The sequence below is a fragment of the Roseobacter sp. HKCCD7870 genome (assembly GCF_037830315.1).
Lineage (GTDB): Bacteria > Pseudomonadota > Alphaproteobacteria > Rhodobacterales > Rhodobacteraceae > M30B80.
This window is the reverse complement of the sequence record NZ_JBBLYO010000003.1, coordinates 140,110-152,707: the sequence shown is the minus strand read 5'-3', so window position 1 is coordinate 152,707 and position 12,598 is coordinate 140,110. Positions and strand designations below refer to the sequence as shown.

At 56.4% G+C, this 12,598-nt stretch carries 11 protein-coding genes, 1 tRNA gene and 1 pseudogene; 5 read left to right on the top strand and 8 right to left on the bottom strand.

The annotated features are described in order from the left end of the window. Position 1 precedes the first annotated feature (1 nt). Positions 2-1,531, top strand: coding sequence for a 2-polyprenylphenol 6-hydroxylase (ubiB, locus tag AAC637_RS12140; RefSeq protein WP_340303802.1), 1,530 nt, complete (start codon positions 2-4; stop codon positions 1,529-1,531). Positions 1,532-1,627: 96 nt separating this feature from the next. Here ubiB and AAC637_RS12135 read toward each other — a convergent pair whose 3' ends face one another. Both AAC637_RS12135 and AAC637_RS12130 read right to left on the bottom strand, forming a co-directional pair. Further along, entirely contained in the window at positions 1,628-2,200 is a 573-nt protein-coding gene (locus AAC637_RS12135) for a flagellar hook capping FlgD N-terminal domain-containing protein (RefSeq protein WP_340303801.1), read from the bottom strand. Between the two features lie 60 nt (positions 2,201-2,260). Then, a pseudogene (locus AAC637_RS12130) lies at positions 2,261-2,395 on the bottom strand (flagellar motor protein MotB); the annotation flags it as partial. A gap of 150 nt (positions 2,396-2,545) precedes the next feature. Here AAC637_RS12130 and aroQ point away from each other — a divergent pair. Further along, entirely contained in the window at positions 2,546-2,983 is a 438-nt protein-coding gene (gene aroQ / locus AAC637_RS12125) for a type II 3-dehydroquinate dehydratase (protein WP_340243793.1), read from the top strand. Here the strand turns inward: aroQ and AAC637_RS12120 are convergent, their stop codons facing one another. After that, on the bottom strand, positions 2,984-3,868 hold the full coding sequence (locus AAC637_RS12120; protein ID WP_340303800.1) for a UDP-2,3-diacylglucosamine diphosphatase: 885 nt from the start codon (positions 3,866-3,868) through the stop codon (positions 2,984-2,986). Continuing rightward, positions 3,861-4,901: a glycosyltransferase family 4 protein gene (locus AAC637_RS12115; RefSeq protein ID WP_340303799.1), complete on the bottom strand. Its 1,041-nt coding sequence runs from the start codon at positions 4,899-4,901 to the stop codon at positions 3,861-3,863. Before AAC637_RS12115 ends, AAC637_RS12120 begins: the two co-directional genes overlap by 8 nt. A gap of 189 nt (positions 4,902-5,090) precedes the next feature. Here AAC637_RS12115 and AAC637_RS12110 point away from each other — a divergent pair, with 189 nt between their 5' ends. Continuing rightward, entirely contained in the window at positions 5,091-6,491 is a 1,401-nt protein-coding gene (locus AAC637_RS12110) for an amidase (RefSeq protein WP_340303798.1), read from the top strand. Positions 6,492-6,656: 165 nt separating this feature from the next. Here the strand turns inward: AAC637_RS12110 and AAC637_RS12105 are convergent. The 4 genes from AAC637_RS12105 to AAC637_RS12090 form a co-directional block, all read right to left on the bottom strand. After that, positions 6,657-6,732, bottom strand: a tRNA-Thr gene (locus tag AAC637_RS12105). A 58-nt stretch (positions 6,733-6,790) separates the two neighbouring features. Beyond that, entirely contained in the window at positions 6,791-8,362 is a 1,572-nt protein-coding gene (locus AAC637_RS12100; RefSeq protein WP_340303797.1) for a heme biosynthesis protein HemY, read from the bottom strand. Between the two features lie 13 nt (positions 8,363-8,375). Further along, the gene (locus AAC637_RS12095) at positions 8,376-9,635 is read right to left on the bottom strand and encodes a COG4223 family protein (RefSeq protein WP_340303796.1); all 1,260 of its coding nucleotides are present in this window, start codon (positions 9,633-9,635) and stop codon (positions 8,376-8,378) included. A gap of 113 nt (positions 9,636-9,748) precedes the next feature. Continuing rightward, complete coding sequence (locus AAC637_RS12090) at positions 9,749-10,477, bottom strand: uroporphyrinogen-III synthase (protein ID WP_340303795.1); 729 nt, start codon at positions 10,475-10,477, stop codon at positions 9,749-9,751. Between the two features lie 91 nt (positions 10,478-10,568). Between AAC637_RS12090 and tsaD the strand changes: the two genes are divergently transcribed. Next, the gene (gene tsaD, locus AAC637_RS12085; RefSeq protein ID WP_340303794.1) at positions 10,569-11,660 is read left to right on the top strand and encodes a tRNA (adenosine(37)-N6)-threonylcarbamoyltransferase complex transferase subunit TsaD; all 1,092 of its coding nucleotides are present in this window, start codon (positions 10,569-10,571) and stop codon (positions 11,658-11,660) included. Continuing rightward, the gene (locus AAC637_RS12080; RefSeq protein ID WP_340303793.1) at positions 11,657-12,595 is read left to right on the top strand and encodes an NAD(P)H-dependent glycerol-3-phosphate dehydrogenase; all 939 of its coding nucleotides are present in this window, start codon (positions 11,657-11,659) and stop codon (positions 12,593-12,595) included. The genes tsaD and AAC637_RS12080 overlap by 4 nt, the downstream gene beginning before the upstream one ends. Positions 12,596-12,598: the final 3 nt, after the last annotated feature.

Below are 12,598 nucleotides of genomic sequence, written 5' to 3'. Positions count from 1 at the left end.
GATGCGCGGGCCACATAATATTTGGCGTGTTATCCGCACAGGCGTCACATTCGAGCGCACAGGTGCGATGCGTGTGGCGCTTGAGGCGCTGAAGGCGCCGCGATCCTTGCGCATTGCAGCACGGGTTTTGGGCCTGCCGTTTGCATGGCTGGGGCATCGCGGTGACCCCGCCCTACCACCTGTAACACGCGCGCTGACGGCCCTTGGCCCTGCCTATATCAAATTTGGGCAAATTCTATCGACCCGCCCTGATGTGGTGGGTTCAGAATTGGCGCAACAATTGCGCGTGCTGCAAGATAAGCTGCCACCCTTCTCGACAGAACGCGCCAAAAAGGTCATTTCCGATGAATTGGAAATTCCTGTCGACCAATTATTCAGCGCCTTTTCCGAGCCAGTCGCAGCCGCCTCTATCGCGCAAGTGCATCAAGCGACCTTGGCTGAGACAGGACAAGAGGTTGCAGTTAAGGTGTTACGCCCCCGAATCGGGCGCGCCTTTCGCAAAGATATCGATGCCTTTTACCTGATCGCGTGGCTGGTCGAAACCCTTGCACCTGCCACGCGGCGGTTGCGTCCACGTGAAGTGGTCGAGCATTTCGAAGGTGTGGTTCTGCAGGAACTTGATCTGAGGATCGAAGCTGCCGCAGCAGGGGAATTTGCGGCCAACACGGCAAATGACGAAGGCTTTGATGTGCCTCAAATTCAATGGGGCCTGTCATCGCGGCAGGTGATGACGATGAGTTGGGCCAAAGGTGTGCCGCTTGGCGATGTCGCAGCGATTGACGCGGCAGGCTTTGACCGCCGCGCCTTAGCTGCGCGCGTGCTGCAGATGTTCCTACGCCACGCTCTGCGGGATGGCTATTTCCATGCCGATATGCACCAAGGAAATCTCAAAGTTTCACCTGTGGGTGACATTGTGGCCTTGGATTTCGGAATCATGGGGCGGCTCGATGAATACACGCGCCGCGTCTACGCCGAAATTTTAATGGGCTTTATTCGCAAAGATTACCGCCGCGTGGCAGAGGTACATTTTGAAGCGGGATATGTGCCCGCCGATCGCGATGTTGATCAATTCGCGCAAGCCCTCAGATCGGTTGGCGAGCCAATTTTCGGCATGGATGCAAGCCGCATTTCCATGGCACGACTTCTGTCATATCTCTTTGATGTGACTGAAAAATTTGGCATGGAAACGCGCACTGAACTGATCTTGCTGCAACGCACAATGGTTGTTGTTGAGGGGGTTGCGCGCTCCCTTGATCCACATATCAATATTTGGGATGTGGCAAAGCCCGTGGTCGAAGATTACATCGCCCGCAACATTGGGCCTAAAGCCGTAATCGCCGACCTTCTGAAAACGGCAAAGGTGCTCGCGCGGTTCGGGCCACGCTTGCCAGATTTAGCTGAGGCGGCGCTGCTTGCGCAGGTCAACACCAAACCCACAAAGCCTGTCTCAAGGTGGAAGGAGCGTGTGGCCTATGGCGCGCTCGGCTTTGGTTTGGCGGGGGGAATTTTGGCAATCGCTGAATTTCTATAGGCGTCTTTATGGCATGCGCAGCGCCTCAACCTGATCGGCGACGATTTCAACCCAACCTGCCATAACCAGGCGCAGTTGATCCCCCTCCATCCGCGCTTAATGAATGCGGGCAAATACGCGGACAGGTTCGGTTTTTGGAACCTCCTCCCCCTCGATATAGGCGCGCGTCTCAAATCGATAGGTGCCATTCGGCAAAGCGGCGCCTGCCTTTGTTTCACCCGTCCATGTGAGCCGTCCCCCTGTAGGGTCAATTGCTTGGGTTTGCACAACTTGGCCCCCGGAATTCATCACTACCAATTCCATCCGCGCGCCACGATCATTTGGCGTCGCCTCAAGCTCAAGAGGGGCGCCGTCAAAACTTGCGGCCATGTTGGCCTGCGCCTCCATGCCGACCCATCGGGCCGTATCGCCCAAACCAAGCCGTGCAATGCTTGCATTCAGCGAAGACAACAGATCATTGCTGCGTACTTGCTGCTCAACCCCAGAGAAGGTCGCGAGCTGCGTAGCAAAATCTGTTGGCTCCATCGGGTTAAGCGGATCTTGATTTTGAATTTGCGTGGTCAGCATTCGCAAAAATGTTTCGAAATCTGACGCGATGAACGACCCAGTGCCGCTTGACGATTTAGCGCCTGCGCTTTGCAGGCCAGAGGTTGGGCTGATTGGCTCCATGAGATCACATTGTTGTCAAAGCCGCAGATCAAGGGTGCAGGTCGTAGGGATAGCGGCCGCCACCATGATCGCGCGCATCATCGCGGTCACAAAATCCGCATAGGCCACTTTCCACGCGCCGCCGTGATGACCATCCCCGCCAACAACCTTTTTCCGTTTAATGATAATGGGGCGATTTTTCAGATCATCAGCCATAGGCGGCATCCACATTCCCAAAGACAAAGCCTCACGAGCCCATAGCGTAATGCGAGAAACTTTAGGATCGGGTAAACGGCTTTTGCACTTCCCCCAAAGCCGTGGTTAACTGCGCGAAAGAACAATCTGCTCATATAGGATGGCATAACGATGGCGCGGATGATTTACATTCTCAATGGCCCAAATCTTAATCTCTTGGGCAAGCGAGAGCCGCATATTTACGGGCATGAAACCCTTGAAGATGTTGAACGGCGGTGTAAGGCACTGCTTCCCGAAGGGTTTGATCTCTCTTTGCGCCAATCAAATCACGAAGGCCAACTCATTGACTGGATCCATGAGGCGCGCGAAGCCGCCTGTGGTATTGTCATCAATCCAGGCGCCTATACCCATACCTCAATCGCAATTTATGATGCGCTTTGTGCCTATGAGGGGCCAGTGATTGAGGTGCATATATCGAATGTTCATAAACGCGAAGCGTTTCGCCATCATTCCTATGTCTCTGGACGTGCCGAAGGCGTGATCGCAGGGCTTGGCCTTGACGGATATGAGGCCGCCACGCGGCGCATCGTGACCTTAAATGGCGCGTAATTACCCCACGCGGCGTTCATGCCATAGTTTTCGGATATAGGTTTCCAGAGTCGCGCCAAGCGTATCATTGCGGCGGGGCAAATCTGACTGCGTGCCCCCTGTTGGCGCTGTCTCAATCAACTCAAGCTGGCCATTTTCATGTTCGGCAATCGCGTGATGCGACCCGTCACGGCGCACCCATGAGCCACAATTGGCGAACACGCCCCCGCCAGCTTGGCTCAATTCAGGCATGTGACTGTGGCCGCAAATGATGCCGTCCAACCCGTCACGCGCAGCGCGCTCAAGCGCGAGCCCTTTGAAGGACTGACCCAAAAGCGGCATCCCCCCTTCAATGGATTTGCGCAAAGACCATCGTTTCTTGCGGCTGGCCGCTTCTGAGACGCGGCGCGGGTTGATGGGCTGAACATAGCCTTTCTCAGTCAACCAAGACCAAAGATTATCCAAGGATTTAGACGACCCTTTGACCAGACGATTGTCAAATTGATCGCCATGCATGACCAAATACCGCCGCCCATCAGCCGCCAAATGGATCACCCGCTCCTCAATCCGAAGCCCGAATTTTCGCAAAATCAATGGTCGGAGAACCGTGGGTAAAATCTCGCGCAACTTTTCGTCATGATTGCCAGTGATGACCGTCACCCGCACACGTTCATCGCGGCGCAGGCGTAATATCTCGCTCAACACGTTCTGACAATCGTCATTCCAGAACCAACGCTTTTCTAATTTCCAGCCATCAATCACATCGCCAACCAAAAACAGGTTGCGGAATTCATAGCGAGCCAAGAGCCGCCGAACGGCCGCAAGATCAGCCGCTTTGTGGCCCATATGCAGATCAGAGAGAAACAAACTTCTGATCTTGATTGGCTGAGGGCGCGGATCAGCCATGGCTCTCAAAGACAAGGTTCTTGTGGAACACATCAGCCACTTCTGGCCATGAATAGCGCGCCTTGGTTTTTTCATGCCGTTCTTGCGGGCTGCCTTTGGCAGCAAGAGCGCGGCGCACAGCATCCGCAAGATCAGTGTCACTGATCGCCCCAAGGGTCGGATCGTGACCCATAATGTCGGATGGGCCTGGTTCGTCAAAGGCCGCAATTGGCAGGCCTGAGGCCAACGCCTCAATCAAAACAATTCCAAACGTATCAGTGCGCGAGGGAAATACGAAAACATCCGCATCCCGATAGGCATCGGCCAAAGCGCGCCCTGTTAAGCTGCCTGTAAACCGCACGCTGCCATAGGCTTTGCGTAGATGTGGCAAAAGCGGGCCATCCCCCACAACGATTTTTTCCGCTGCAATGGGAAGCGCAAGGAAAGCTTCGATATTCTTCTCTTTAGATACGCGCCCCACATAGAGAAGCCTTGGAAGCTCGGCGCGCTTTGCAAGGGGGGCGGGATAGAACAGGTCATAATCCACACCACGCAACAACCGCACCATCGGCGCGGTAAACCCGCTATCTCGCAACTGCTGCTCAATCCGCGCAGTCGCAACAAATACGCAGGTCGAGGCATTGTGAAATTTACGCAAAACGGCCATGATACCCCGCTTAGCGAAACTGCTCAAAAATTTGGGAACGCGCAGCGCAATATATCGGGCAAAATCGGTGTGGAAGGCCGTGGTGAATGGAACGCCGCGCGCCGTGCAATAGCGCCAAGCCGCCCAACCCAGTGGGCCTTCAACCGCGATATGGATTGCATCTGGCGCATAGTCTTCAATCAAACGGCGCAAAGGGCGCGCGGGTAAGATTGCCAGTTCTATCTCTTTGTAAAACGGCAGCGCGATCCGCCGAAAATCTTCTGGGCCAATGACCCGAACATCCACATTGCGCGCTTCAAGCGCAGCGATGATATTTTGGTAAGTGCGCACTACACCATTGATCTGGCCGCCCCATGCGTCCGAAATGATCAAAACACGTTTTGGCATTGGCGCTGTTAAGGTGCCGCCCATAGTCGCCCCACTGATCCGCCATCGAACTTCATCCCAGATGGCGCGTCTTTGTGACAGGTGCGTGTCAACTTGTGCAAAAAGCCAAAAATTTCTGAGATTTGCTATATCTTCACAACAGCGTAGGCTTCGGTCTTTATGGGGCAACCACATTTTGCGAGATGGATCATGACGACAGCTTATCGCCCTGCCCATGAATTGATGGATGAAATCGCCAAAGGCAGTCTTTCTCCAAGCGCGCTGATGGAAGAAAGCTTGGCGCGCATCGCGGCGATCAATCCCAAGATCAATGCCATCGTGGCGCTCCGTGATGAAGCCGCCTTGATGGACGAGGCCCGCGCCATGGACGCGGCCCCTCTAAAAGGGCCACTGCATGGCCTGCCTTTTGCTGTGAAAGATTTGGTTGCCACCAAAGGGATCACAAGCAGCTCGGGATCACCGATTTTCAAAGATTTCGTACCAAGCAAAGACGACCTTCTTGCAGCGCGCCTCAGGGCCGCTGGTGCGATTTTAATCGGCAAGACGAATGTGCCTGAGTTCGGTTTAGGATCGCACAGCTTTAATCCCATCTACGGCACAACCAAAAACCCGTATGATTTAGAAAAATCGGCAGGCGGGTCATCGGGCGGCGCAGGTGCGGCTTTGGCGGCGGGTTTGGTCAGTCTTGCCGATGGATCAGACATGATGGGCAGCCTGCGCAATCCGGCCGCATGGAATAATCTATATAGCCTAAGGCCCACGCATGGTCTGGTGCCCGCCGAACCCCAAGGCGAAATGGTCATGCATCCCTTGTCTACCGACGGACCAATAGCACGCAACCCACAAGATTTGGCGCTTTTGTTGAATGTCCTTGCAGGGCCTGATCCGCGCGTGCCGTATCATTGGCCCAAATGTGACTTTCAAAACCTGCCGCATTTCTCGGGGGCCAAAATTGCATGGCTTGGCGATTGGGGTGGGGCCTTGGCTTTGGAGCCTAGCCTGATCACCCATCTCGAGGCGTCTTTGGCAATTCTTTTCGAAGCAGGTGCCACAGTTGCGCCAGACAAACCACCTTTCCCATTCGAGAAGATTTGGGCCTCATGGTGCAGGCTTCGGCATTTTTCAATCTTGGGAAAATTGGGGGGCTATGCGTCCAATCCTCTCCAACGCGACCTGCTAAAACCCGAAGCGATTTGGGAGATTGAGGGAGGTCAATTTCTAACCCCTGCCGATATTCTCGCCGCAAGTGCGGATCGATCTGACTGGCTACGGGCCGCTGCGCACAGCTTTGAAACCGTTGATTTCCTTGCCCTCCCCGCAACGCAGACATGGCCCTTTGCGGCAGAGCTACGCTATCCCGAGGCGATCAATGGCCGCGCAATGGATACCTATCACCACTGGATGGCGGTCGTCACACCCGCAAGCCTTGGCGGCTTACCCGCCCTAACCCTGCCAGCTGGTTTTTGTGAAACAGGCCTTCCCGCGGGAATTCAAATCATCGGGCCAAAAGGATCAGACGCGCAGCTTCTGGCGCTCGCCAATGCCTATCACAGCGTCAGTCCGTGGAAGTACAAACGCCCCACACTGTAACCGCCGCCACTCAATCAAGATCCGCGGCAAGCGATGAAGGCAACGCGCACGCGCGCGGGAGCAAACACGCAGCCGCGCGCGTGCGGGACGCGAAACAAAAAAGGTGGATGATCGCCACCCATTAACCACCAATATACTGATATTTCGTAATAATTGGTCTGAGAGTGGTGCCGCTGAAGGGACTCGAACCCCCGACCCCATCATTACGAATGACGTGCTCTACCAGCTGAGCTACAGCGGCCACGGGCGCGCTCTTAGCAAGGTTGTGCGCGCTTGTGTAGACCTAATGTAATCCGTGTTTAATTTACGCCACGGGCGGCCTGCACCGCGTCTGCGCCCTTACTGGCGCCCTCATCATCATCAATTCGGAATTCAGGGCCCAAAGTTAACGTATCCTCGCCCGATAAGGGCTCGACCACAGGCTCTGATGGGGCTGACTGCTGCGGGGCTGCAACTGTTTCAGGCGTTTCCACCGCAGCAGGGCTTGGTGCATCTAAGGCACCCACGATCAAAGGGAGCATTTGTTCAGGCCCTTGCAACGCGGCCTCACTTTGCGGTGGCACCGCCCAATGCAATGTATCGAACCCATCACAATGGGTGCAGGTTGGGCGCCATTCGGCGTGAACATGACCACAGGCCTCGCACAGCCATTGCGGCCCACGCGATGCTGTAACTGCTTTTGCAAGCCAAGCCCGCACCAGACGATCTTCACCGCCTTCGCCGCGCTCAATTGCGGCCATAACAGTCAGGCTGCGCGCATCTGGCTCATCCTGTGCCAAACAGCCAAGGGCCTTGCGGGCCTCGCCAAATTCCTTCGCGGCGATTTGCAATTCCGCCTCCAAAAGGCGTGCCTCGCGGTGGCCTTGATGCTGCTTTAACAAAGGACGGAAGCGTTTGATCCGCGCCTCTGGCGTTTCTTCGGGAACGATTTCGGCAAAAGCCGCGGCTAGATCAGGGTGCGGCGCAAGACCCCATGCTTTTTGGATCACCGATGCGGCCTGCTTTGCCTTACCCTCGGCAATCGACATGCGCGCCGCCATCACTGCGGCGGGCACAAGGCTGGAAGATTGGCGATTGGCGGATTTTGCCAGCTCTGTCGCACGGGCAATTTGGCCATCTGCCAAAGCCTCACGCGCATCGGCAAGGGCCAAGACAGCATCACGGCGCTTATGCACAGCGCGCGGCAAAGTGCCTGACCGCAGTTTTGCATTCAATGTGGCCCGTGCCCCTGCCCAATCTTCATATTGCGCCTGAAGACGCAGCAAGGTGTCCTGCATATCCGCATTTTTGGGCCGCAGGGCGAGGGCCTTTTCAGCGAGTTTCAACGCCGTGTCGGTGTCACTTGCGGCCAATTTCTGCTGCAACAAGCCCCGAACACCGACAAAACGGGTGCGCTCATCTTGAACCAAGGCTTTGAATGCTTCGGTCGCGCGGGCTTTGTCGCCCGCCATTTCCGCCCCTTGGGCAATCAATAAATTCGTCACCTCTGGCCGCGCCAACAGCTTGGCTGCCCGCTCTGCTTTACGGATGGCCAAATGCCCTTCACCCGCGGCAAGGGCGAGGATCGAGTCCGACAATGCCTCAAACCCGCGTTTTTCACTGCGGCGATTGAAGTAACGGGTAAGTGCAGTTTCATCGCCATTGAGGAAACGGATACCCGCCACGACCAGCCCTGTGAGGCGCATTAAAACCCACAACAGAACCAAAGTGGCCAGCGCCAACAACACCAACACAAAAGGTGTCAGAACAAATTCGCGCCCTGCCACCGTGATTAGCGCCACATCACCGATCTCGAGCAAATAGGTGGCCCCAATCGCCAAAAGGGCGGTGGCGGCTACGAAAATCAGCGCCTTTAGCATGGACCACAACATCACATCGCCCCCCTTAACCCGCTTGACCGATTGCGGCGCGATAGGTTTCGAAGGCCTCAGTCACAGAAAGACGCACCTCAACCTGAGCGACCCAATTCAAAAATACGGCTTGGGCAGGGGCAGGCAGGGCCGAAAGTTCGGCCAAAGCCAAAGACAAATCGCCTTGATCAACGGCCCCTTGGGCACGGGACAAGATTGCATCTGGGTCATCCCCGTCACGCGGGCTGAGCGACCGACCACCAATTTGGCCTTGCAGGAACGCCCCCACTCGCGCGCTTAGTGTATCGCCTGCCGTTTCGCGCAAGGCAATTGGCAGCGCATCGCGCGCCAAGGGCGCAAATTCCATGTGAAGCTGCGACAGGCGTACTAGTCCCGTCTCGGCCGCAGTGTGCAACAGGGCGGGGGCGGAGATGCCTGATCCTGCCTCCGCATCAGATAGCGCTGCTGCAAACGGCGCACCGCTTTCCATCGCCAATGTCAGGCGCACAATCGCGCTGCTTGCCTGCAGGCGCGCCACTTCATTGGTGATCGTCTCACGCAATGCGGCGAGTTCGGTTTCAGCATTTTGTGAAACGGCCTCAAGCGCGCCCCGTTGGCTGTCTACTAGCGCCTGCAATGTGGCAATCTGCTGATCCAACGCGACACCATTTGCCCCCAAAAGTGAAACATCTACACCTTCGGGGCGGGCTTCAAGCGTGGCAATGCGCGATTGCAGATCGGAGAGCGCGTTGGCTTGCGCCGCAAGATCGGCGTCAAGCTCATCAAACTTGGTGTTGATTGGGGTCAAATCAACCTGCGGCACCGAGACTGCATCAAGATCCGCGCGAAGATCGGCCAAATCCGCCTCAAGCGGTGCAAGATCGACTGTGGCAGCCCCTTGGTCCGCGAGGCCTGCGCGCAGTTCATCCTGTGTTGCCTCAATGGCAGAAAGACGCGCAGCAATATCATTGGAGGGCTCCGCGCCTGGCAAAAGACTGGCCGCAGCGAAGCCAAGCCCGGCGGCAAGACCACCGCCTAAAACCATCGGCCAGACCGAATTGCGTGGCTTTGGTAAAGTCGTGGCAGCAGGCGCTGTATCGGATTGGCTTGGCACAGCATCCGTTGCGGGCTTAGTTGCCGCATTCGGCGCAGGTTTTGCAGTGGTTTTTGCCGTGGTCTTTACAGCCGCTTTGGGTGTCACCTTCGCTGAGGTCGATTTGCGCGCCTGTGATGGTGTTCGTTTTGAACGCGACCCTGTTGAAGCCTGCGAAGATGTTGATTTTTTTTCCGCCATACAGACCTCTTACCCGTCGGAATCATGCTGTCCAGTTACATTGACAGCGTTTTTCAGCAGCTTAGAGCAGCCATCCCATGCGCTCAAGCCTTGCAGGCCACCCGATCGCGCCTTTAGCGAAGATATCTCGCTAGCGCATCAATCATCGCGCCTGCATTAGGGGATTGCGCCACAGATACCCGCGCTTGAAACGCGGCAGGGATGGCATCAGCGGTTGCTGCACTGATCGCAACAAGCCGCAAATCCACGCCCATGTTTTCTGGCAAAGCCTCAAAAAACAAGGCTGCAGAGCGGGGTGAAAACAGCGGGACAACAATCGATCTATCGCTTTGAAAAAGTGAGGTAAATTCAACATCAGGGGCCAGTGCATCCTGCGCGTATATCGCCAAGTGATCAGCAGTATGGCCTGCAGCTTGCAAGACCGCGCACAGATCGCCCGCTTGGTGGCGCCCATGCAGATGGAGCACCCGCGCCGAGCGCGGCAGATCGGCCAAGATCAACGCTGAAAGATCGGTGACATCACCCTCCGCAGATCGTGCCACGAAACCCAAAGCCTGCGCCGCTTGCGCGGTTTTTTGCCCAACACAATAGGCTGTGACCCCCAAAGCCGCGTCAGGTTCCTTTGACAATTCAGAAAAGGCAGAAACCCCGTTTTCCGAGGTGAACACGACCGCATCATAGCGCGAGATATCCACATCCACTGGGATCACAGACATCGTCATCAGGGGATGGATCGAAAGCGCGGGCCGCTGCCCCAAAGCCGCCGTCATCTCATCAGCAAACCGCTGCGATTGCGCAGCAGAACGGGTCAGAAGGATCAAAGGGCAAGCATTGTCAGCCATAGCCTGCAATGATACCTGCCTTGCGAGGCGCTTACAATTGGCTTCCATCGCAGATATCTTTGGTCTGTAATGGGCGAAGGATCCACGGGGCATGACCGCAGGGCAAAGACTAACCATCTTGGGGCTGGAATCGAGCTGCGATGATACGGGCGCTGCGGTGCTGCGCCGCGAGGGTTCGGGGGATCTTATTCTTCTGTCTTCTGTTGTGGCAGGTCAAACGTCTCTACACGCCGAATTTGGTGGCGTGGTTCCCGAACTGGCCGCCCGCGCCCATGCTGAAAAATTGGATCACATGGTCAAAGAGGCCTTGGCGCAGGCAGATATCCCCTTAGCCGATATAGACGCCATCGCGGTCACTGCGGGCCCCGGTCTCATTGGGGGCGTTTTGTCAGGCGTCATGGCCGCCAAAGGATTGGCTTATGGTCTCAGCAAACCCTTGATTGGGGTTAATCATTTGGCAGGCCACGCCCTGACCCCACGCCTGACAGATGGGATGCGTTACCCCTATCTGATGCTCTTGGTTTCAGGGGGGCATTGCCAGTTTTTACATGTCAAAGGCCCTGACGATTTCACGCGCCTCGGGGGCACAATTGACGATGCCCCAGGCGAAGCCTTCGATAAGGTTGCACGGATCATGGGATTGCCCCAACCTGGCGGGCCATCAGTGGAAAAGGCGGCACAATCTGGGGACCCCCGCCGATTTTCACTTCCCCGTCCGCTCTTGGATCGCGAGGGCTGCGATATGTCATTCTCAGGCCTAAAAACGGCTGTGCTACGCCAACGTGATCAATTGGTTGCCGCCCAAGATGGGCTTTTTGAACAAGACCGCGCGGATATTTGTGCCAGTTTCCAAGCTGCAATGCGTGATGTTTTGGCCGAGAAATCACGCCGCGCCTTGGCCTTGGCAGATGGGATCACAGGATTTGCTGTGGCGGGTGGGGTGGCCGCAAATCAAACCCTGCGCAAAGCGCTTGAGGCTGTCTCGGATGAGGCCAATACGCCATTTGTCGCGCCACCATTGGCCCTATGCACAGACAATGCTGCTATGATCGCCATGGCGGGGCTAGAACGCTATCTCGAAGGGGCGCGGGATGATATGACGTTATCCGCCCGCCCACGCTGGCCCTTGGATCAAAGCGCCCATGCCATGCTTGGCTCAGGAAAAAAGGGGGCGAAGGCATGATTGATATCGCAGGCGCAGGCGCCTTTGGCACAAGCCTTGCCATAGCATTGGCCCGAGCGGGTCGGCCCGTGCGCCTTTGGGCCCGCGAGGGTGCCGAAAACATGCGCCAATCCCGCGAAAATGCGAAACGTCTGCCCGATATCCGCTTGCCTGACCAAGTAGAAGTCACGGATGATTTAGACGCGCTGAGAAGCGATATTTTGCTACTGGCCATTCCCACGCAAAAGCTTGGGTCATTTTTAGATGGCTATAGGCCGCGCGCGGGTCATCTTGTCTCCTGCGCGAAGGGGATTGATTTGACCACGGGCCTTGGCCCTGCATCATTGCTAAGCGCGCGATTTCCAGACAAAGTCGCTGCACAGCTCACGGGTCCCAGTTTCGCGGTCGATATCGCGCGCGGCCTACCAACCGCCCTGACCTTGGCGTGTCAGGATGCGACCGCCGTGACTACTCTGCAAAAGGCGCTATTCACGCCCAATCTGCGCCTTTACGGAAGCCCCGATGTTATCGGGGCAGAGATGGGGGGTGCCCTTAAAAATGTAATCGCCATTGGGGCAGGTGCAGTCATGGCGCGGGGCTTGGGCGAGAGCGCGCGCGCCGCCTTTATGGCCCGCGGGTTTGCCGAAATGCGCAGGATCGCACGCGGGTTTGGCGCGATAGATGAAACACTTTCAGGACTGTCGGGACTTGGCGACTTGATCCTGACCTGCACTTCGGAAAAATCGCGCAATATGCGCTTTGGCATGTCCCTAACCCAAGGCACAGCTTGGTCGGAAGACAGCACAGTAGAGGGGGTTGCGACCGCGCGGGGCTTGGCCGCGCGGGCTGAAATTGACACACCCCTTGTCGATGCCGTGGCCAAGCTGAGCGCAGGTGAAGTAGAGTTTGACGAAATTACAGAGGCGCTTTTGGCGCGCCCTTTGACCATGGAGTAAAGA

What these genes read in the sequence shown, in the direction of transcription:
- AAC637_RS12090 (WP_340303795.1), bottom strand. Translation starts at nt 10,477, where the DNA reads ATGGCTGACAATGCTTGCCCTTTGATCCTTCTGACCCGTTCTGCTGCG.
- aroQ (WP_340243793.1), top strand. Translation starts at nt 2,546, where the DNA reads ATGGCGCGGATGATTTACATTCTCAATGGCCCAAATCTTAATCTCTTG.
- AAC637_RS12100 (WP_340303797.1), bottom strand. Translation starts at nt 8,362, where the DNA reads ATGTTGTGGTCCATGCTAAAGGCGCTGATTTTCGTAGCCGCCACCGCC.
- AAC637_RS12095 (WP_340303796.1), bottom strand. Translation starts at nt 9,635, where the DNA reads ATGGCGGAAAAAAAATCAACATCTTCGCAGGCTTCAACAGGGTCGCGT.
- ubiB (WP_340303802.1), top strand. Translation starts at nt 2, where the DNA reads ATGCGCGGGCCACATAATATTTGGCGTGTTATCCGCACAGGCGTCACA.
- AAC637_RS12120 (WP_340303800.1), bottom strand. Translation starts at nt 3,868, where the DNA reads ATGGCTGATCCGCGCCCTCAGCCAATCAAGATCAGAAGTTTGTTTCTC.
- AAC637_RS12110 (WP_340303798.1), top strand. Translation starts at nt 5,091, where the DNA reads ATGACGACAGCTTATCGCCCTGCCCATGAATTGATGGATGAAATCGCC.
- AAC637_RS12080 (WP_340303793.1), top strand. Translation starts at nt 11,657, where the DNA reads ATGATTGATATCGCAGGCGCAGGCGCCTTTGGCACAAGCCTTGCCATA.
- AAC637_RS12135 (WP_340303801.1), bottom strand. Translation starts at nt 2,200, where the DNA reads ATGGAGCCAATCAGCCCAACCTCTGGCCTGCAAAGCGCAGGCGCTAAA.
- tsaD (WP_340303794.1), top strand. Translation starts at nt 10,569, where the DNA reads ATGACCGCAGGGCAAAGACTAACCATCTTGGGGCTGGAATCGAGCTGC.
- AAC637_RS12115 (WP_340303799.1), bottom strand. Translation starts at nt 4,901, where the DNA reads ATGCCAAAACGTGTTTTGATCATTTCGGACGCATGGGGCGGCCAGATC.